Origin of the sequence: Shewanella sp. Choline-02u-19 (assembly GCF_002836205.1) — a bacterium.
Lineage (GTDB): Bacteria > Pseudomonadota > Gammaproteobacteria > Enterobacterales > Shewanellaceae > Shewanella.
This window is the reverse complement of the sequence record NZ_PJBE01000013.1, coordinates 964,652-985,902: the sequence shown is the minus strand read 5'-3', so window position 1 is coordinate 985,902 and position 21,251 is coordinate 964,652. Positions and strand designations below refer to the sequence as shown.

General features: G+C 42.5%; 12 protein-coding genes. 6 read left to right on the top strand and 6 right to left on the bottom strand.

Annotated elements, in window-relative coordinates; all coding sequences use genetic code 11:
* Positions 1-102: 102 nt before the first annotated feature.
* From ligA to CXF83_RS11020, 3 genes are all read right to left on the bottom strand, one after another.
* Positions 103-2,109, bottom strand: a complete 2,007-nt coding sequence (gene ligA / locus CXF83_RS11030; protein ID WP_101092149.1) for an NAD-dependent DNA ligase LigA — start codon at positions 2,107-2,109, stop codon at positions 103-105.
* 77 nt (positions 2,110-2,186) lie between these two features.
* Positions 2,187-3,116 carry a cell division protein ZipA gene (gene zipA / locus CXF83_RS11025; protein WP_101092148.1) on the bottom strand — a complete coding sequence of 310 codons (930 nt, stop codon included), beginning with the start codon at positions 3,114-3,116 and terminating at the stop codon, positions 2,187-2,189.
* Between the two features lie 23 nt (positions 3,117-3,139).
* Positions 3,140-6,553 (bottom strand): chromosome segregation protein SMC, encoded by a 3,414-nt coding sequence (locus tag CXF83_RS11020; RefSeq protein ID WP_101092147.1) that lies wholly within the window; start codon positions 6,551-6,553, stop codon positions 3,140-3,142.
* Positions 6,554-6,746: 193 nt separating this feature from the next.
* On the opposite strand from CXF83_RS11020, the gene cysZ reads away from it, so the two are divergent.
* Entirely contained in the window at positions 6,747-7,520 is a 774-nt protein-coding gene (gene cysZ, locus CXF83_RS11015; RefSeq protein ID WP_101092146.1) for a sulfate transporter CysZ, read from the top strand.
* 183 nt (positions 7,521-7,703) lie between these two features.
* Positions 7,704-10,043 carry a carbohydrate binding family 9 domain-containing protein gene (locus tag CXF83_RS11010; protein ID WP_101092145.1) on the top strand — a complete coding sequence of 780 codons (2,340 nt, stop codon included), beginning with the start codon at positions 7,704-7,706 and terminating at the stop codon, positions 10,041-10,043.
* A gap of 111 nt (positions 10,044-10,154) precedes the next feature.
* Here the strand turns inward: CXF83_RS11010 and CXF83_RS11005 are convergent, their stop codons facing one another.
* Positions 10,155-11,396, bottom strand: a complete 1,242-nt coding sequence (locus CXF83_RS11005) for a GGDEF domain-containing response regulator (protein WP_101092144.1) — start codon at positions 11,394-11,396, stop codon at positions 10,155-10,157.
* A 203-nt stretch (positions 11,397-11,599) separates the two neighbouring features.
* Positions 11,600-12,757 (bottom strand): RDD family protein, encoded by a 1,158-nt coding sequence (locus CXF83_RS11000; protein ID WP_101092143.1) that lies wholly within the window; start codon positions 12,755-12,757, stop codon positions 11,600-11,602.
* A 219-nt stretch (positions 12,758-12,976) separates the two neighbouring features.
* On the opposite strand from CXF83_RS11000, the gene cysK reads away from it, so the two are divergent.
* Complete coding sequence (gene cysK, locus CXF83_RS10995) at positions 12,977-13,945, top strand: cysteine synthase A (protein ID WP_101092142.1); 969 nt, start codon at positions 12,977-12,979, stop codon at positions 13,943-13,945.
* A gap of 1,058 nt (positions 13,946-15,003) precedes the next feature.
* Complete coding sequence (locus CXF83_RS10990) at positions 15,004-17,691, top strand: TonB-dependent receptor domain-containing protein (RefSeq protein ID WP_101092174.1); 2,688 nt, start codon at positions 15,004-15,006, stop codon at positions 17,689-17,691.
* A gap of 301 nt (positions 17,692-17,992) precedes the next feature.
* On the opposite strand, the gene CXF83_RS10985 is transcribed toward CXF83_RS10990, so the two are convergent.
* Positions 17,993-18,670, bottom strand: a complete 678-nt coding sequence (locus CXF83_RS10985; RefSeq protein WP_101092141.1) for a TetR/AcrR family transcriptional regulator — start codon at positions 18,668-18,670, stop codon at positions 17,993-17,995.
* A gap of 174 nt (positions 18,671-18,844) precedes the next feature.
* Here CXF83_RS10985 and CXF83_RS10980 point away from each other — a divergent pair, with 174 nt between their 5' ends.
* Both CXF83_RS10980 and CXF83_RS10975 read left to right on the top strand, forming a co-directional pair.
* Entirely contained in the window at positions 18,845-19,918 is a 1,074-nt protein-coding gene (locus tag CXF83_RS10980) for a methyltransferase (RefSeq protein WP_101092140.1), read from the top strand.
* 120 nt (positions 19,919-20,038) lie between these two features.
* On the top strand, positions 20,039-21,031 hold the full coding sequence (locus tag CXF83_RS10975) for a TDT family transporter (protein WP_101092139.1): 993 nt from the start codon (positions 20,039-20,041) through the stop codon (positions 21,029-21,031).
* Positions 21,032-21,251: the final 220 nt, after the last annotated feature.

Sequence of the window (21,251 nt, the reverse complement as noted above, 5' to 3'; positions counted from 1 at the left end):
ATCAACAGGGTAGATATGGTGCCAGACTTATCAATTTCAATGATTGAGTTTTATGACACAAAAAAGCTCCTTAAAAGGAGCTTTTATTGACCATGATAACTTTTAAGACAAGATGACAATCAATGCATCTTCATCAATCACTTTTACGCCAAGCTCTTGCGCTTTGGTTAACTTAGAGCCCGCTGCGGCGCCGGCAACCAAACAATCTGTATTCTTCGATACACTGCCTGCGACTTTTGCACCTAACGCTTGAAGCTGTGCCTTCGCATCATTGCGGTTAAGCTGCGTTAAGGTACCTGTTAATACCCATGTTTGCCCTTTCAGCGATAAGTTCTCGTCAGCAACATCTTCAATCACTGGCCAAGATACGCCCGCTTCGATGAGTTTATCAATAACCTCTAGGTTATGCGGCTGTGCAAAAAAGTGCTCAAGATGTGCTGCGACAATGGTGCCAACATCATCGACTTTAACAAATTCCTCTGCATTAGAGGCCTTAAGCGCAGCCAATGTTTTAAAGTAGGCGGCAAGGTTTGCTGCCGTCGCTTCTCCTACCTCGCGGATCCCTAATGCATATAAAAAACGGGAAAAGGTGGTCTCTTTTGCCACACTGATGGCAGCTACAAGCTTAGTCGCAGACTTCATCCCCATGCGCTCAAGCATCGTCATCGCTGATGCTGTCAGCCTAAACAGATCGGCAGGACTTTCGACTAGCTCCTTATCAATTAGCTGCTCAACCACTTTATCACCCATACCGTCAATATCGAGCGCTTTTCGAGAGGCAAAATGTTTAATGGCTTCTTTACGTTGTGCTTCACAGAACAGTCCACCAGTGCAACGTGCTGTCGCCTCACCTTCAATACGCTCCACTAGGCTTTGACACACTGGGCATTGCGTGGGAAATTCAATAGCTTCAGCGTTTTCAGGACGTTTTTCAGCCACCACGGCAACGATTTGTGGGATTACATCACCCGCGCGACGGATAATAATCGTGTCGCCCACTTTAACCCCAAGACGAGCGATTTCATCCGCATTATGCAATGTCGCATTTGAGACGGTCACGCCACCGACAAATACCGGTTTAAGACGTGCAACTGGGGTCACAGCCCCGGTACGACCGACTTGGAAATCAACGCCCTCTAACAGCGTCATCTCTTCTTGTGCCGGAAACTTAAACGCGGTAGCCCAACGAGGGGCTTTAGCCACAAAGCCAAGGCTCAACTGATGCGCGATTTGATTAACTTTAATCACCACACCGTCAATTTCAAACGCTAAGCCACTGCGACGCAGTTGAATATCATTGTAATATTCCATCACCTCGGCAATCGAGTCGCAGACGTTAACTTCTTGACTGACTGGCACGCCCCAAGAGCGTAATTGTTCAAGTTGGCCATAATGACTGTCGGCAAGCTCCCACGTTTCAGGCTCAACCACCCCTAACGCATAAGCATAAAAACCTAAGGCACGACTGGCTGTAATTTTACTGTCTAACTGACGCAAACTCCCTGCAGCCGCATTACGAGGGTTAACAAACAGCTTGTCACCTTTAGCTAATGCGCGTTTGTTAAGTGCATCAAATGCTTGGTGCGGCATAATCACTTCACCACGAACTTCAACCAGTGGAGGAAATTTATCACCACGTAGCGTTAATGGTATCGACTTTATAGTACGTACATTCTCAGTGATATTTTCGCCCGTTTGGCCATCGCCACGGGTGGCTGCACGCTCAAATACGCCATCACGATAAACAATACTCACCGCTAAACCGTCGAGTTTAGGCTCGCAACAATAACTAAGGTCCGTACCCACTTTATCGGCAATTCTGGAATGAAATGCGCTAAATTCAGCTTCATCAAACACATTATCTAAACTCAGCATCGGCTTTAAGTGAGTTATTTGATCAAACTTCGCCAACGCCTCACCGCCAACACGTTGTGTAGGAGAGGCTGCACTCGCTAATTCAGGGTATTGGATCTCAAGTTCGTTAAGGCGCCTAAGTAATCTATCGTATTCAGCATCTGGAATAGTAGGATTATCATCTACATAGTAATGGTAATTGTGCTGATTAAGTTGGCTAGTCAGTGCTGCGATTTCTAGTTCAATAGCTTGCATTTATTTTGTCCACATAATAACAAAGGCCGCCGAAGCGACCTTTTAAAAACCGGTTTAACTAATAAGTTGGCTCTGCGTTAAACCTGCGCTCTAATTCGTTGAATATAATTCTGTTTCGTACTATCGAGCCACGTATCGCGGCCACCATCAAGTACAATGCCGCTGAGATCATCTGCAATTTGATGAGCTGAGTTAAGCATAATAGAGAAGTTTCTCAGTGCGTCGCCGTGACAAGGTAATGTCATAAACAACACTACGCCTTGGGTCGAGAACTGCTCCATGCTATCGGGGTCAAATACACCAGGCTTAACCATGTTAGCCATTGAAAATAACACTTTCCCGGTCCCAGCATTGTCTTCATGGCGATGGAATATATTCATCTCACCAAATTTAAAGTTCAATGTCAGTAAGCAAGGTAATAATTCTGCACCGTTAAGCTCTTCACCCTCTTTAGCCACCACATGTAATACCAACACATCTTGTGGTTCACCTAAAGGTTGCTCTTGCTCTACCTCGTCTGCAACAAAACTTTCTTGGGCCGCTTCAGTGCTTAATATTGATTCGTCAGCACCAAATAATGACGGTTGAATCGGTGTGTCTTCCGTAAGCACGTCAGGTTCAGCTTCTGATAGAGAAGGCTCTACTCGAGTCGTTTTTGCTGCGCGAGCGGCTTTTTGAGTTGGCGCTTCAGTTAAACTAAATGCGGTATCAACATTGGATTCAAATACAGTGTCGACATTAGCCGTTGCGCCCGCTTCTGCCATTAATGGCTCAATGCTCTGCTCAGTGACCGTTGATTCATCACTTTGCGCCTTGATGATCCTCACTTCGCCGATACCATCGTTATCGAAACCTTGAGAATCTCTACGCTCTCGATTGATATCGGTCATAGGGCTTTGTTTGAACCCTTTAGGTTGTTGCTTTCTTATAGACCAAAAACCATGCACAAGTACGGCAATAATCGCTATCGCCCCTAAAAGAAGCAATACCAGTTGCAAATTTTCCATTGGTTACCCTGTAATTCCTATGTTCATCCAGCGTCGGCTAACGCCACCGCTTCATCGATATCTACCGCCACAATGCGCGAAACGCCGGGCTCATGCATAGTCACACCGATAAGTTGATCGGCCAATTCCATGGTGATCTTGTTATGACTAATATATATAAATTGTACGCTTTGGGACATCTCTTTTACTAAACGACAGAATCGTTCAACATTGGCATCATCCAAAGGTGCATCAACTTCGTCCAACATACAAAAAGGTGCTGGATTCAATCTGAAAATAGCAAAAACTAATGATAAAGCCGTTAACGCTTTTTCTCCACCAGAAAGAAGATGGATTGTACTATTCTTTTTACCCGGTGGCCGAGCCATAATCGTGACGCCGGTTTCCAGAAGATCGTCACCCGTTAACGCTAAATAGGCACTCCCACCCCCAAATACTTTTGGAAATAAAATGCCTAAATCTTTATTCACTTTCTCAAAAGTATCTTTAAATTTACTTTTGGTTTCGGTATCAATTTTCCGAATCGCTTCTTCCAAGCTACTCAATGCGGAATTTAAGTCTTCATCTTGGCTATCTAAATAGCTTTTACGCTCGTTTTGTTGATCAAACTCTTCAATAGCGGCGAGGTTTATCGCCCCTAAGTGCACTATTCGAGCTCGCAAACGTTCTAACTCTTTTTGACGCCATAAAGTGGTACGATTCGCATCGAGTTTTAACAATACCTGCTCAACATCGATACCCTGCTCATTTATTAGGCTGAACTGGCTGTCGATTTGCCCTTTTAAACCTTCACGACGTAACTTTAACGTGCTCATGTTCTGAGTCAAGTCTTCAATCTTTACAAGCTGTTGTTTTTTATTCGCTCCAGCGCTATCGCACCGTTCTTGAAGGCCTGCCTGTTGCTGTCTAATACCACTCAATGCTTGCTGTTTCACTTGTTGAACTTCCAATGCTTGCGCTAACTGCGTTTTTATTGGAAGTGTATTATGATTGGCGCTACCACTCTCTTTATCACCCAGTTGCGCTAGCACTTGCTTTTCGTTGTGCTCAAGCTCTTCAAGTCGTTGCTGCTGGTGATTAACCTTTTGCCCTATTAAAGCGAGTTGAGTCTGGGTAGTTTGTTCAGTTTTAAGTCGCGTTTTAAGTGACTGCTCAGAGCTGCTTAGCAAGGCTTTAAGTTTATTGAGCAACGTAGATGCCGCGAGTTTGTCGGTTTCAGCGGTCTGCTTTCTTTTTTGAGCTTGCTCAAAAGTATGTTGTAACGCTAGGGCATCCTGTTGTAACTGCATTTTCTGAGTCGATAGCTGTTGCTGCTCTTGACTGGTTTCTGTCAGCTCTTGCAGTAACTGTTTGTGCCGCTCATCAGTGTCATTTATAGCATGTTGCATCGCTTTCACTTGCGACTGCAATCCCGCTAGAATCACTTTTTGCGCTTGGATCTGTTGATGTTTTTGCTGCTGAACTGTGACTAATGGTTCTAGCTCTTGCGCTTGCTTAGACAGTGCTTGTGTCAACGAGCTTAAGTTGTTTTCGGTATTGTCTACGGCTTCGATAAGTGCGCTGTATTCATTCTTAAGTTGCACTAACGAGCTTGACTCCGACGTTTTTTCAACGATAAAGTCAGCCCCAACAAGATAACCGTCGGCGGTAGCAAACATCTCATGTTCAGCGAGTACCGTGCGTTGCTGTATGGCTTCATCTTTAGTTTCTAGCCATTTAACCTGGCTTAACCATGGTTGTAAATTCACCGGTGTATTAATCACATGGTTAGTCATTGGGTTAGCGTTAAACCCAGTGGTTATTTCAGTAACATCGTCGAGGAGTACAGGAGAGTTAAGTACATTGGACAGTAATAAATCGACCGAGCGCTCCCAACCAGGAGTCACCTCAATAACTTGCCATAGCTGAGTGCAGGCAATGTCATTTTCGTTAGGCAGTAACTGCGAAACTACGGACAAACGCCCTTTTTCATCGGCTAATTTGACTTTAACGGATTCAAGTTCAATTTTAAGCGCATCGCTTGCGCTTTGACGAGTTTCAATATTGAAACTCAGCTCGTCATAAACCTCTTGTTCACCTTCGGTCTCTGTCATTAGCGTATCGCACTGACTCGTTAACGCGTTAGCCTTAAGCTCAGCAAGCTTTTCGTTGAGCTGTTGCGCTTTTTCCGTCAGCCTAGCGACGAGCTTTTGCTTTTGAGCAAACTCATTGACACTGTGATTAAGTTTACTTCGATTCATCTCAACGGCTAAATGCGCTTTAGCCTCTGTACTACTGTCTAACTGAAACTGCTCTGAAAGCTCACTATTGCGTTGAGTAGCTTGTACTAATTGAGCTGATTCGTTGGCAACTTGATGTTGCAAACCTTCCATTTCTGGCTGAGATTGTTGCTGTTGTTCTTTAAGCTGAGTCTGGGTTTGACTGTCGCTATGGAGTCCGGTTTGATGTAACTCTACTTGCTTTGTGATCTCTCGCAGTCGTTGATTTAAACTGTCATTTTGCTGCTCACGATGTTTCATCGATTGCTCAAGCTTGGCAATATGTGTTTTGGACAAGTAAAAGGCTTCAACTTGCTCATGCTCGCGGCTGTCCAACTCACTTAATTGCAAGCTTAACTCAGTCAAACTCAATTCAAGCGTCTGTTTCTCTGCTAATAGACTGGCTTGCTGCACTTCCAACTTACCAATCTGAAGGTTAAAACCCTCTATTTGCTGATTAAGCTCATGGTAACGAGATACCACCAGCTCAGATTCGCATTGACGTTCAGATTGCTTTAACTCTCTATATTGCTTCGCCGTTTGAGCTTGCTCAGCGAGCCTCTCTAATTGCTTACCCAGTTCAGAGCGAATATCGCCCAGCCGTGATAGGTTTTCTCGAGTATGTCGGATCCGGTTTTCAGTTTCACGTCGACGCTCTTTATAGCGAGAGATCCCCGCAGCTTCTTCAATGAATACCCTAAGCTCTTGCGGCTTGGACTCAATTAGACGAGAAATCGTTCCCTGCTCGATAATGGCGTAACTTCGAGGGCCAAGCCCGGTCCCCATAAAGAGATCGGTAATATCTTTACGACGACACTTTTGATTATTTAGAAAATAATTAGAGTCGCCATCTCGGCTCACTTGCCTTTTTATCGCTATCTCTTGATAACTGGCATATTCCCCAGCAAGTCGATTATCTTGATTATCAAATAATAGCTCTACACTGGCGACTGATACTGGTCTTCTCGCTGTTGAACCGTTAAAAATAACGTCAACCATAGAGTCGCCACGAAGATGTTTAGCTGAGCTTTCACCCAGCACCCAGCGCACAGCGTCAATAATATTTGATTTTCCACAACCATTTGGACCAATAATGGCGCTCAAAGGGTTTGGTAAGGGAATTTTGGTTGGATCGACGAATGACTTGAATCCGGCAAGTTTTATCTGTTTAAGTCTCATGATGCCGTTTTGGTCACTTCCACGCTAATTTATTTAGCGACTAAGTTTGATGGGGTTATTCCGATGCTAACTTTACCAAAGCTAACAGCATTTTGTAACGTTTTTTATCAGTGATTAACGGCTTTTCACTTGCGGATAAAATCCGACTGACTCACAATCGTGCTAATGCGCAATTTTAGCTAAAAAGAATTCTATGAATAAAACCAATCCAGTAACAAAAAAAAGCGGTGTTAATTACTTCTTAGAAGGCTTTAGTTTAATTAAACGACCCGGACTAAGGCGCTTTGTGTTTATCCCGCTTGCTATCAACTTAGTGATCTTTGCAGGCTTGATCTATTTTGCTTTCGGGCAATTGGAGCAAGTATTCGCTTGGCTAACGGGCCAACTCCCTGAATACTTAACGTGGTTGAATTTTCTTTTATGGCCACTAGCAGTGCTGACATTATTAGTGGTGTTGTCTTTTGTGTTTAGCTCAGTGATGAACTGGCTAGCGGCTCCGTTTAACGGTTTGCTGGCGGAAAAGGTAGAACAGCTCTTAACGGGCAAGCCGCTCAATACTGGGGGGGGAATCGATTTAATCAAAGATTTACCGCGGATTTTTGGTCGAGAATGGATAAAACTTAAATATTATCTGCCGCGCGCCATTGTTTTTTTGCTGCTGTTTTTACTGCCTTTTGTCGGTCAAACAGTCGCGCCCGTTTTATGGTTTCTCTTTAGTGCATGGATGATGGCAATTCAATACTGTGACTATCCTTTTGATAACCATAAAGTGCCTTTCCCTGAGATGAAATTTGCCCTTAATCAAACAAAAGGCACTAGCTTCAGCTTTGGTGCTGCAGTCACTCTGTTTTCGATGATCCCAATCCTCAACTTCGTTGTGATGCCAGTAGCGATTTGTGGTGCGACTTCAATGTGGGTTGATAAATATCGTGAAGCATACAAAAACAGCGCTATCGCACCAGAGTAACTCGCTGTAAATACCCGATTAACGCCGTTAAACCAGGTTGATTCATGGCTTAACGGTTGTTTACTCTAATGTTAGCAACTGCCTACCCTCAGACAATATTTGTAACAAATAGCCTACCTTTTTAACACGCACTTCCTTTACAATTCACCCACCTAAACGCCTAGCTTTCAATAATAAAAACAAATGAATAAAGCCACTATTTTCGCGACGTCACTGCTTGTCGCTATTTCGATCTGCTCCTTGAAGGCAAACGCCGGACAAGAAAGTCAATTCAATATTCAAATTCCATCGCTCACTGGTAACATTGAGGTAGATGGTGAATTTAATGAGCCACAGTGGAAAAATGCGGTGTCGACTCAAATAACAATCGAAACCAGCCCTGGGGAAAACATTACCGCCCCCGTAAAAACGGAGGTTAAGCTCTACTCAACCGATACCAGCCTATTTCTAGCATTTACTGCCTATGACTCCAACCCCTCTCAGATCAGAGCCAATCTGAGTGATCGTGACAATGTTTGGGGTGATGATTTAGTCGGTATAAAGCTCGATACTTTTAATGATGCTCGATTGGCTTATCAGTTCTTTGTTAACGCCTACGGTGTGCAAATCGACTCGATTGAGAATGAACTCACCGGAGATGAAAGTGATGCTTGGGATGGCATTTGGTATTCTGCTGCAACACGAACAGCAACCGGCTATCAAGTTGAAATTGAACTGCCCTTTAGAGTTCTCAATTTTGATAATACTGACCAGAAAAAGTGGGGCATCGAACTGGTTAGATTTTACCCACGAAATGAGCAGCATCGAATATCAAGCCACAAAATTGACCGAAACAACAGTTGTCAGCTGTGTCAATTTGGGGTGATGAGCGGCATGACGAATCTAGAGCAAGGCAACGATTTACAGATCACTCCATCCGTCGTTTTTAATCGAAATAGCCAGCGTCCACATGCATTAAATAGTGATTGGGACAGTGAAAATAACGTTGAACCTAGTCTAGATATTCGCTGGGGGATCACCCCAAGTACCTTATTAAGTGCAACCATAAACCCTGATTTTTCCCAAGTAGAAGCAGATGCTGGTCAGCTCGATATTAACAGCACTTTTGCACTATTTTATCCAGAGAAGCGTGCCTTTTTCCTCGATAATAAAGATTACTTTGATACGCAATTAAACCTGCTGCATACCCGCAATATTGTCTCCCCCGATTATGGACTCAAACTCACGAGTAGAGTCGGTGACCATACCTTTGCCACACTGGCGACCAACGACAGCACCACTAATTTTCTGGTACCAGGCAACTTAAGCTCTGATATCGCCACTATTGATGAAAAAAGTCAGAACTTTGCTGGCCGTTACCGTTATGACGTCGGTAAGGAGCTGTCAATGGGCGCCTTAGTCACTGCCAAAACCAGTGATAGCTATCATAACTATGTCACCAGTGTTGACGTTAAGTACCAGCCCACAGATCAAGATACATTTACCGGACAATATGTAGTTTCTGATACTCAGTATCCACTGGGGTTGTCACAAACCTTATGCAGTAACAGCGACTGTTTACCGGAAACCGATTGTGATTTAAATGACTGCGGTATTAATGAGCGAGTTTTGCGCACAAATAGTGCCGATGCCATTAATGGTGATATGTATTTAGCAAAGTATGAGCATGAAACCCGCAATTGGAACACTGTAGCGCAGTATCAGTCAGTGGCTGAGGACTTTAGAGCTGACTTAGGCTTTATTGAAAAAGTCGATTTTAGTAAATTAGTCATTGGGGGGGGCTACACCTGGTATCCACAAGACAGCAGCTTCAACAAAATTAGACTCAGTGGAGATTGGGACATTAGCCATAATCAAGCGGGTGAGAAACTAGAACAAGAAGCCGAAGGAAAGCTTGAATTTGAGGGGTTATGGCAAAGCTACACTGCGTTTGGGTTAACGAATCGTCAACGTGTGGGGAGACGCCATGATAGCGCCAGTCTAGCGGTCAATAATAACAGCCAGATGTTTGACGAAACAATGGGCTGGTTCTACGCCAATATGAAACCCACTCGCACATTGTTTCTAGAAGTGGACATTGATTACGGTGATAGTATCGATTTTGCTAATGACCAATTGGGGACTAAGTTCCTGCTTAATCCAGGCGTTAGTTGGAATGTAACCGATTCGATAGAACTCGATGTGTCGCATGTCTACCGCACCATGGATGTGGATGACGCACGCTTGTTCACCGCCAATTTAAGTGACCTAAGATTGAGCTGGTATATCGATATTCACAACTTTATTCGACTATCTAGCGTTTACACCCATATTGAAAGAGATCCGAGCCTTTACCTATACAGCTCACCGAATAAGGTGCAGCAAGACTTGGGTAACGAGATCCTTTATGGCTACAAGCTTAACCCACAGAGCGTATTTTATGTAGGCTACTCTGATGGCTTAAAATCTAACGATTCTATTGACTCATTAATGAAAACTGAAGAAACCTATTTCATGAAAATGAGTTACGCCTGGATCCTCTAGAAATTTAAATAATAACATTAAAAATCAGTATATTGAAAATATAAAACAGCCAACAAAAAGGGCTTAAACAAAATCGTTAAGCCCTTAATCATTTTAATCACGTGGTTAATATTACGCTATACACACCAAATTACGTCCACTCGATTTTGCTTCATATAATGCGACATCAGCGCGTTGTAGCATGTCGTCAACGCTCTCACCCACAATAAAACTTGCGACTCCAGTGCTGACAGTAATCGTCAAGTCTCCTTTGCTGGTCGTTACAGGTTTGCTCTCCAGCTGCATTCTAAATCGGTCTAACAATGCAAATGTTTTCTCGACACTAAGTCCTTTAAAACCAATAACGAACTCTTCACCGCCGAATCTAGCTACGGTAAAGTGCTGTGAAAAAGACTGCTTTAATCGCGCCGCGAATTCTATAAGAACTTCATCACCGACATCATGGCCATAGGTATCATTCACTTTTTTGAAAAAGTCGATATCCATTAACCCTAAAGACAGCATCCTTTGATTTCGAACGATTACAGGTAACTTGTCTTCATATAAACTAAAGAAATAACGTCGATTAAATACATTGGTAAGATAATCTAAATTGGCTTGTTCCCAAAGTTTTGCCATCATGTCTAAGGCATCAAGCGTGTTGAGCACCCGACAATGGAACTCTTCATGAACAAAGGGCTTTTGTAAGAAGTCATTCGCGCCATTTTTAATAAATCGAGCCGACAGACTTTCATCACTGTCACTCGACAAACCAATAATCGCCATATCTTCTCGACTGAACTGCTCTCTAACTTTAATGATCAGTCCAAAACCATCTAATCGTGGCATGTTGTAATCGGTAATAAGCAGTTTAATATCGGCGTTACCTTTGAGAATATCGAGCGCGGCTAAGCCGTCATCGGCTTCGATAACCTGAAACAGATGCTGCTCTAATAAACTGCGAATAAACTTACGACTCACTAATGAATCGTCTGCTACCAGTACTTTAACGCTTTGGTTACGCTGTAAACGCTTTACCAACTTGGCCGTATATTCATAGCTAAAGCGGTTCTCTTTTAGCACATAATCGACGATACCCAATTGCAAAAGTCGTGAACGTTCTTGAGGGTTCCAGCTCCCCGTTAATACGATACAAGGGAGTTGCTGCGCAAGCACCAGCTTTACTATCTCTCCGTCTTGCGCGTCTGGAAGATTGAGATCCGTTACCGCGACAAAGTAATCATTTTCTAATAATAGCTTTTTCGCACTCGCCATATCGGGAGCGACATCGACCACACAATCTAATTCTTGGGTTATTAAATGACGCATTACCCTTGATACAACTTGGCTATCTTCAACCACTAAGATCCGCAACTTCACTCTCCTTAAATCCCTTACAGCTTCTCTACGTCCCTTAATCGGCCTTTATAAAAGACTCTTTAATGATTAAGTTTCCATATCGAAAGGGAAAACTACATCTGTAATACCAATTCCATTAAATAGTTGATCATACAAAACATATTGTCTCTTTTCGTATTCAGCTTAACGTTTACTTGCCTGAAACGGTATACATAATACTACTTAGCTGCAACTTTTGTATGAGTGGGTGCATTTAGCGTGTTAACCGTTATTTTGTCCTCTGGATGTTCAAGTGGGATCTTTCTTAAATCAATAACAACGGTGGCAGAAATCTTATCTTGTATCGCTTGTCTGTTAGCGTCCCAAAATATTTGGATGAAACCTAATAAGCCAGTAGTAAAACCAGCGGCATAACCGCCATATCGCCCAAAGGCCGCCCATAAGGTAATTTTGGAACCATCGAGCTGAATAACACTGATCCCCAACAGCTTCTTACCCAGTGTTTGTCCATCAAACCAAGCCGTAAACACCGTGAAGTAAAAAGCAGCCCAACCAAAGCCTAATCCCAGATCATTGAGTGAACCGATTAACCAAGCTAATGGGCTTGATTTGGGGTCTTCAGCGCTGTTCGAATCTGAGTCACTAACATCAGCCTCTGCCTGCCAATCGTCTTGATCAACCTTCGCTGGTGCATCTGTTACGCTGTCTCCGATGAAGGCTTCAGCGGCGATAGACTCATCATTGCTCTTTATCGGCAATTCTTTGATGCCTGTTTCTATTAACTGAGCATTCAATGCATTATTTTCTTGCTCAGATAAAGGCAGATCATTGATAAGTTCTTGTAATATTCGGGTTTGCTCAATTGCCGATAGGTTGGAATGTGATAACGCATCTTTAACAGAAACTAAACGTTGTTGAGCGCATTCATAGTCTTGGCACTGACTAGCAAAAATTATCTCAGGCAAGTAATTGCTTAATTCTGTCAATGTTTGCAACGTTTCAGAACCAGAACCTCCTTGAGGGTTTATCGTTTGGACTTCTCCGCTCTGTTGTATGCTATCGCGGTTTTCCTCTTGGTAATTTACCAGCGCAAATATCATTCCAACCAACATCAAAGCGTAAAGTGCCCACTTTACAGCCTTCCCCATAGTGCGGCTTCTTTTTTGGACCACCACAGTGATAGCGACCATTAATACAAAGACCCAACCCGCATTTTCGGCCAAAGCAGCAACAAGCAAACCGTCGACAATAATTGCTAATATACGTTTTAAAGGGCTAGCTAACGGTTTGTAAAGTACATTTGGGGCTATTTTAAAGGCATAAGGAGTGACTAATGATTTAGGATCTATCGCATTATCGGTGTGTGATTTATTCATCTATACTTTCCAGTCACTAGGGCGGATTGTTTACTCAAAAGCGTATACTACCACCGCGTTAACGTTAGGTTAACAATTGAATCCAATAGAAATACTATTGAATACATATAACAGTAATACCTTTAATAACCAAAAAGCATAACGAAGAACAAACAATCACTTCTATTGCCGCGAAAGACGATTATGCTTTACCCATGCATATTAAGGAGCAAGCAGCCCATGAGCAAAATTTTTGAAGATAATTCATACACAATCGGTAACACCCCACTGGTCCGTTTAAACCGTGTTAGCAATGGTAATGTTCTTGCCAAGATTGAAGCGCGCAACCCAAGTTTTAGCATTAAGTGCCGTATTGGCGCGAATATGATTTGGGACGCAGAGAAAAAAGGCATATTGACCCAAGACAAAGAGCTTATCGAACCCACATCAGGTAACACAGGTATCGCGCTTGCTTACGTTGCAGCAGCAAGAGGTTATAAGCTGACATTAACCATGCCTAACACCATGAGTTTAGAACGCCGTAAATTGCTTAAAGCATTAGGTGCAAATGTTGTGCTGACTGAGGGCGCTAAGGGAATGAAGGGCGCCATCGACAAAGCAGAAGAAATTCGTCAGTCGGCACCTGAAAAATTCGTGCTATTGCAGCAGTTTAATAACCCTGCAAACCCCGAAATTCACGAGAAAACGACCGGCCCTGAAATTTGGAATGATACTGACGGCGAAGTTGATGTCATTGTCGCTGGCGTAGGTACTGGTGGCACAATCACCGGTATTAGCCGCTATATAAAGAACACCCAAGGCAAAGCGATTACCTCAGTCGCGGTTGAGCCGATTGATTCACCGGTCATCGCGCAAACGCTCGCGGGTCAAACGATTCAACCTGGACCACATAAAATTCAAGGTATCGGCGCCGGATTCATTCCTGGTAACTTAGATCTTGACCTTATTGATCGTGTTGAAGCGGTTTCTAATGAAGATTCGATTGAGATGGCGCATCGTCTTATGCAAGAAGAAGGGATTTTAGTTGGGATCTCATCGGGAGCTGCTGTAGTTGCTGCTAACCGCATTGCCGCATTACCAGAATTTGAAGGTAAGAATATTGTGGTTATATTACCATCAGCTGCAGAGCGCTACCTTTCTTCAGCTCTGTTCCAAGGCGAATTTAGTGATGCTGAAAACCTTCAGTAAACAATAAGCCTATAGACTAAAACCCAAGCATCAGAGCTGATCATTTATCGTTCAGCCTACTGCTCTTCTAGATGCTTCAGAATCCGAGTCCTATTTCTAGGTCTCGGGTTTTTTATTCCAGCTTTCAAGCTATTGAGGCTATCAACAACGCAAATCTCATCAAATTAAGACCTAACTAACTGACGCCCTCTTATAATCGAAAAAACAAAAGTATTCAGACTCCAACCACCCCGCTGATAAAAATAGATATTACGATTATAGTTAACAACTTGACCTCTAGCGTAACAATTTAATATATAAGGATAAATTGGCGTTTAATGTTGTTACTATAATCTACATAGACGATAGAGAAAACGAACGATTTGTTGCTCCAAGCACATTAAGTTAATGACAAAAAACCGCTAGAAGTGGCAGTTAACGCGCTAAAGGGACTATCTACCGTATCCGTTGAGTTTTAGCTCATATTATGAGGCTGTAAGTCGGTTTGCCCTTATTTACACCTTAAATCATTCTTAAACATGGCTCGGAGCTGGCTCCTAGAACCTCGACGAACTCGGTCTTTCCTCCGACAATCAGGCGTAACCCTTTGAGAAAAGTGAATATGCTTAATCTATCGGCATTAGCGTACTTGGATCCTTTTTATTATTACATTTGTTAAACTTTAACCCTCGAAAATCTCGTATATTCCATTCCGACATATCTTAATACTTTTTATTCAGACTGCATTTCTAGTTACATTCAATCTAGACAACATCAAATAAACAGCCTTTCCCATTCCCCCTGAATAACTGCCATTCACTTTACTGGACGGCGGCTACTGATTGTTTTTAACAATGCATTTTATCAAACGCTTATATTTCATCAACAAATAGCCATTGCATAATCACTCCATTTTTACGCATAAAAACAAATACAAAGGAATACAATATATTGCATGCAAAATACAATATGTGCTACTAATGTTGCAGCCATGTTCTTTAGTTGTGTTTTTTTGGTCTTTACCATCAAAGTTGACTGAACATTGGACTTATAAAAAATATATTATTGGAGATGGAAGTATGAAATTTAATAAAGTGGCTAAGCTAGTTAGCTTGGTATGTGGTGGTGTTGTAGCCCTGTCTACACCTGTTTATGCTGCAGAAAGTGATGATACTGTAGAACGCATTGAAGTTACTGGTTCACGCCTAAAGCGTGTTGATATGGAAGGCGCAAGCCCTATAACAACCATTACCGCTGAAGATATGGCCGTTGCGGGTTTCTCTACTGTAGGTGATGCACTTAGAGCATCAACGCTGAACTCATTTGGTTCATACGGCGGCACATCAAACAACAGTTGGTCATCTCAAGCGACAATTCAGCTTAAAGGTGCATCTGCTAGCCACACTCTTACTTTGCTTGATGGCAAGCGTATGGCTAAGTCTCCAGTCTTAGGTGGCGGTGCCACTAACATCAATACCATTCCAACTGCAGCCGTTGAACGTATTGAGATTTTATCTGATGGTGCCTCTGCGATTTATGGTACTGATGCTATCGCAGGTGTGATCAACATCATCTTGAAAAAAGATTTTGAAGGTGTCGAAGTTAAGCTTCGCGCAGAAGAACCTTCTGCCGACGGTGGTGGTGATAATCACTCAGCATCATTTACCGGTGGTCTGAGCTCAGAGAAAGGCAACTTGATGTTCACTATTGAGCATTTCAAGAAAACAGGTATTACCTTTGCTGATCGCCCATATACAGCTGCTCATGTAAAAGATGGAGAAGATCCAAGCGACTACAGAAGCTGGATTGGCCTAAGCCAAACAGGCCGTACAATTGACATGGGGCCTAATGGCGGCTGGGAATACCAAACTCCATTTACTAATACAGATTTAAACTGTGCAGATGTGTATGGTGATAACTTCACAGGCCCACTAACAGATAGTAAATATGCAGGTGAAACCTCTTGCGCCTACGATTATACTAAGGCTGCGTATAACGATGTTGATCAAGAGCGTACTTCAACGCTGCTAAATTACTCATACAACATCAGTGATGATATTGAGCTAACAGCGCGTGCCTATTGGGCGTCAAATACCACAACAGACGTGTCTGCTCCTATTCCTGGTTATGTTAGCTTCCCACAAGCAATGCCTGCGTATACAACGGCTGAAGGGCTAGATCTTCGTGCAGTACCTGAAGGCGGTGCAATGTTATACCGTTTTGATACTGCGGGTAATCGTGTTCGTGAAAGTACCGATAATATCTATGATTTCTTAGTGGGTCTTGATGGCACAACAGACAGTTTCGATTGGAACGCGTCCGTGTCATACAACAAGTATGATGTATTTAAGTGGGGAACGGGTTATCAATTGATTGGTGCAACAACCGATCTTGTCGGTGCTTGGGATGATACTAGTAACTCATTTGAAGGTTGGGATCCACGCGATCCAAACTCAGAGATGCCAGGTGGCGCAACAGCCAACTCAGATGCTCGCCTAACAAGTAGCGCATTAGAAGTTGATGGCGGCCTAAGTTTCGAACTGTTCGAACTCTCTGGCGGCGCTACAGGTTTGTATGTTGGCGCATCGTATCGTGAAGAAAAGCTCGACTCACAAGTTGATGCGCTTGATGAAGCAGGATTAATCGCCGGTGGTAGCGGCGGTGCTGGTGGCAGTGGTGAGCGTGATGTTAAAGCTATATTTATGGAAATGGCTTTCCCTATTCTCGACAATTTAGAGCTAAACCTTGCTGCTCGTTATGATGATTACTCTGATTTTGGTGGTACGTTTAACCCACAAGTATCTGTCCGCTATAACGTATTAGAGCCGTTGTTACTTCGTGCTTCATGGGGAACTGGCTTTAGAGCACCGACGCTGGAAGATCTGAATCAATCGACCAGTGTTGGCTATAATGATGTAACTAACTATCTTAAGTGCTATGAAGATGGCTTAGGCATTGATGGTTGTGATATTGAAGACAATGTTCCTGTTTCAATTGAGCGCAATGAAAACTTAGGCCCTGAAGAGTCAGAAAGCTATAACGTCGGTGTGGTGTGGGATATCACTGATAACTTCAATATGTCAGTGGATTACTGGTCACTAGAAACTGATGGTTTGATTAGTTCTTTGAATAATAGTGAGATCACCCGTACTCAAGCTGAATTATGGAAAGCTGCTGATGATGCTGGTCAACCGCGATCAGATGTCAGTGCTATCTACCCTGGTACATCAGTGAGCCAGAATGGTGCTGGTAAGCTAACGGCAATCAGTAATGTTTTACAAAATATTGGTCTTAGTGAGCGTCAAGGTGTTGATACTAAGTTTGCGTCTACCTTTGAAACTGAAATGGGTGATTTTAAACTCGATCTTGCTTGGTCGCATTATGTTAAGTATACCGATTCAAGCCCTGAAGGTGGCGTACAAACTATCTCTCGTAACTGGAGCGGTACTCAAGACTACCCCGATGATCGCGTCAACTTTACCGCTAACTACTTAGTCGGTGATCATAGTTTATTCTATCAAGCAGACTATATTGATCATCAATCAACGACAGATGACAACGAAGATGGCAGCAGCTATCAAATTGATTCTATTGTGTACCATACGGTGAGCTACACATACAATATGCCTTGGAACAACAGTGTGTCGGCTGGTGTTAATAACTTAACCGACGAAGACCCAAGATTTGATGCTAGTGGTGATTATGATCACAATACTTATGACCTTATTGGTCGTTCTTACTGGGTATCATTCACTCAAGCTTTCTAAGTTTGTTTAGCTAAACAGAGATATAAAAAGACATTCATCGAGTTAATGCCGATCATTTATATTTTTCAAGCAGTTAACTGAATTTCTAAATATTGCAAAATCCGAGTCCTATTTTCAGGTCTCGGATTTTTTATGTCCGCTTCCCAATCTGTTGATATTATCAACCAACTCAAACCTGATCAATGTTCCCTCTCACGACGCCCTATAGAATTGATAGAGAGGGGTATACGATCACTAAAATCAGACTTATAAAACAGAAATGGAAAAATACCAGAAAGCTTTTATTTTCAATATTAACGCACTAGAGTGGGGGTTTTATTGCGCTAATGATATGACTAACCGTAGTTTCTACCACACTTTTCAGTACCACTTCATCTACCCTTTTTCTGAGTAAAAATTGATATTCAAGTAACCGAATAATAGCCAAAATTTGATGTGCATCCTCGTAAGCAGTTTTAGAGCCCAAAGCACTAAAAAATGTTTTTATGCTTTGCAGTAACGTTTCATCAAGTAAGGTAATCGACGTAGCAAGTTGTGGATTACGTAATGCTTCTTCATGAAAAGCATTCTCCAAAATACGATCATCAGGATGCGTTAGCTGCTCTCTTATATGCCCACATACAAATTCAGCTAAACCTTCAACGATCAATGCCTGTAATGCCTCTTTAGACAAGTTTTGACTCACTTGAGCCATGTTATTGAGTAACTCATAACATTGCTCTTCTAGTGCCTTGTTCATCCACAAGGTTTTTTCAGCAAAAAAAGTGAGGGCATCACTAATCAAGTCTTTAATGTCTTTAAAGTAATAGGTGGTTGATGCTAAAGGAACCCCTGCTTCTGCTGCTACAGCCCTATGACGCACACCACGAACGCCCTCAGCGACGATTAACCTTAATGTTGCCTCCAATATCTCAATGCGCCTTGACTGGCCATCACTTCGACTGGCTTGTCGACCTACGTAGGTCAAAGGTACAAGCATGATTGCTTCCTTTAAACTAATAAACACACGGTTCTAAAATGGCTAATCCAGTGATTAGCCCTATTAAACTAGCCCTAAACAGCCTGAAGCAAGATCCAGTTCAAACAATGTTCAGACTGTAACATGTAAGATACCTCTCCACTAATTCTGTAGAAGCCTTGCCAGGTTTAACTTATGCCTTTTTATCGTTCCCCTCTTTCAATCAGTGCTTTTGACGCCAAGTTTGAAGCGCAAAAAATTGCTTTCGCTCCAATCAGCTTTCAGGTGGCACGATGCCTACTAAAATTTAACGTATTACAGCTTATTTCTGATTGTGGTGTAAAAGGCTGTAGCGTAAACGCTTTAGCAAGGCAGTCCGAATTGTCTGAGTATGCCGTTGGTGTGTTAGTTGATATGGGACTAAGCATGGGTCTGTTATACCTCAACGATGAGGCATATGTGCTCGATAAGATTGGTCACTTTCTACTGCATGACGATATGGCGAAAACCAACTTAAACTTTACCCATGATGTGTGCTATCAAGGTCTTTTTGAGTTGGAAGCTTCTCTTCTAGAGGGTAAACCTAAAGGGTTAGCCTCGCTGGGCGAATGGCAAACTATCTATCCCGGTTTGAGTCTGTTGCCCGACGAAATAAAAAAGAGTTGGTTTGAGTTTGATCATTACTACTCAGATCACGCATTTGAATCTCTATTACCTCTGATTTTTAAAGCAGAACCAAAGCATATCGTCGATGTCGGTGGCAACACCGGTAAATGGGCATTAGCGTGTACAGGTTTCAATAGCCAAGTAAAAATCACCATCATGGATCTGCCAGGCCAACTAAAAGTGGCAATGGAGAATGCTCACCGTGCTGGTGTTGCTGAGCGCGTAAAAGGCTATGCAACTGATCTGCTCGATGAAGCTAAGCCATTTTGTGAACATGGCGACCTGTATTGGATGAGCCAGTTTTTAGATTGCTTTTCCGAAACTGAAATTCTCAGTATTTTGCAACGGGCAGCATCTGTTATGCATAGAGACAGTGAGCTGTGTATTTTAGAGACTTTCTGGGATCGCCAACCCTTCGAAGCTGGCGCATTTTGTGTTAATGCAACCTCTCTCTATTTTACTGCTATTGCTAACGGTAATAGTCGTATGTACCACAGTAAGACCTTACTAAAACTCATCAGCCAGGCCGGACTTTTTGTCGATGAGGATATTGATAATATCGGCCTAGGACACACTTTGCTGCGTTGTAAACTAAAGCCTTAGTGTTTGTCTTTTTAAGATTAGTTCAATTTTATTGATTATGACATTAAGTTAAGTTCAATATTAATTATTAGAGGGGTATTCTAAAATACGTCCAAAGATATTGGATTTTGGAGACGAATAATGACGGTAACAAATAACAAGCTAAGGCACAGAGTGTCCCGCTTACCGAGCCCAATGGCAGGGCTTGCATTAGCAATAGCGAGCCTCGGTTGGGCTTGGGAAAGCATGTTGCCTAGCCTTGATGGTATTGCACAGCTTATTGGGTCAGCGATCGCTGCAGTTCTTTTACTGATGCTAGTAGCCAAGTTTACCCTGCACCCAAAAGTACTCATCGCAGAATTATCTCATCCTGTCATTGGTAGCGTAGTCCCAACCTTTGCCATGGGACTTATGGTGGTTTCTGCTGCTATCGGACGGTATAGCCATGGCTTTGCTTTAATATTATGGTTTACAGCGATAGTGATTCATCTCATCTTCCTTTCTATGTTTATCTATAATAGAGCGGTCGACTTTAAACTTAGCCATATGGTGCCAAGTTGGTTTGTCCCCTCAGTAGGAATCATTGTCGCTGCAGTCTCTTTTCCACATGGTGAACTACTCCAGGTTCAAAACCATTGGATTGCCAACGCAATTCTTAACTTTGGCATGCTAAGTTACCTCATCATGTTGCCCATTATGCTTTACAGACTTATTTTCTGTGAGCCTATACCTGACGCAGCAAAGCCAACAATTGCCATTATGGCCGCACCAGCAAGTCTGTCTTTAGCAGGTTACCTCACTATATCAGAGCATCCATCAATCATTATCGTTGGCGTATTACTGACTCTAGCATTATTGATGACCAGTATTATTTACCTTGCCTTCTTTAACCTATTAAAGTTGCCTTTCAGCCCAGGTTACGCTGCATTCACATTCCCTCTGGTTATTGGTGCAACGGCTTTATTCAAAACTGTGACATGGATAATTACGACTTACGGTGAAAATAGCATTTCTATTAACTTATTATTAACAGCTAAATTTGAATTAATAGTGGCAACCATCATTGTGACTTACGTAGCTATAAGGTATTTAAGTCACTACAAGTCAAATATATTCAAGGGGAATGCAGCTTAGTGCAGCAAAAGAAAAAGCTATAGTCACATCGAATATGTGACTATAGTTTTTTAAATAAAGCCGAGACATCCCCTATAAACATCACAGCAACGTAACAAAGCAGGCTTTAACACTGCAAATCAAGCGTGACTCAAGTCACGCTTTTCGTTATTTATTAATTATTAAAAAAATATTTCAAACCTTTCATGTTACCCAATCGTTAATTACCACCTCCTCCGAC

Bases quoted from the DNA above. Each gene is read 5' to 3' on its own strand.
- ligA (WP_101092149.1), bottom strand. From the start codon at position 2,109: ATGCAAGCTATTGAACTAGAAATCGCAGCACTGACTAGCCAACTTAAT.
- zipA (WP_101092148.1), bottom strand. From the start codon at position 3,116: ATGGAAAATTTGCAACTGGTATTGCTTCTTTTAGGGGCGATAGCGATT.
- CXF83_RS11020 (WP_101092147.1), bottom strand. From the start codon at position 6,553: ATGAGACTTAAACAGATAAAACTTGCCGGATTCAAGTCATTCGTCGAT.
- cysZ (WP_101092146.1), top strand. From the start codon at position 6,747: ATGAATAAAACCAATCCAGTAACAAAAAAAAGCGGTGTTAATTACTTC.
- CXF83_RS11010 (WP_101092145.1), top strand. From the start codon at position 7,704: ATGAATAAAGCCACTATTTTCGCGACGTCACTGCTTGTCGCTATTTCG.
- CXF83_RS11000 (WP_101092143.1), bottom strand. From the start codon at position 12,757: ATGAATAAATCACACACCGATAATGCGATAGATCCTAAATCATTAGTC.
- cysK (WP_101092142.1), top strand. From the start codon at position 12,977: ATGAGCAAAATTTTTGAAGATAATTCATACACAATCGGTAACACCCCA.
- CXF83_RS10990 (WP_101092174.1), top strand. From the start codon at position 15,004: ATGAAATTTAATAAAGTGGCTAAGCTAGTTAGCTTGGTATGTGGTGGT.
- CXF83_RS10985 (WP_101092141.1), bottom strand. From the start codon at position 18,670: ATGCTTGTACCTTTGACCTACGTAGGTCGACAAGCCAGTCGAAGTGAT.
- CXF83_RS10980 (WP_101092140.1), top strand. From the start codon at position 18,845: ATGCCTTTTTATCGTTCCCCTCTTTCAATCAGTGCTTTTGACGCCAAG.
- CXF83_RS10975 (WP_101092139.1), top strand. From the start codon at position 20,039: ATGACGGTAACAAATAACAAGCTAAGGCACAGAGTGTCCCGCTTACCG.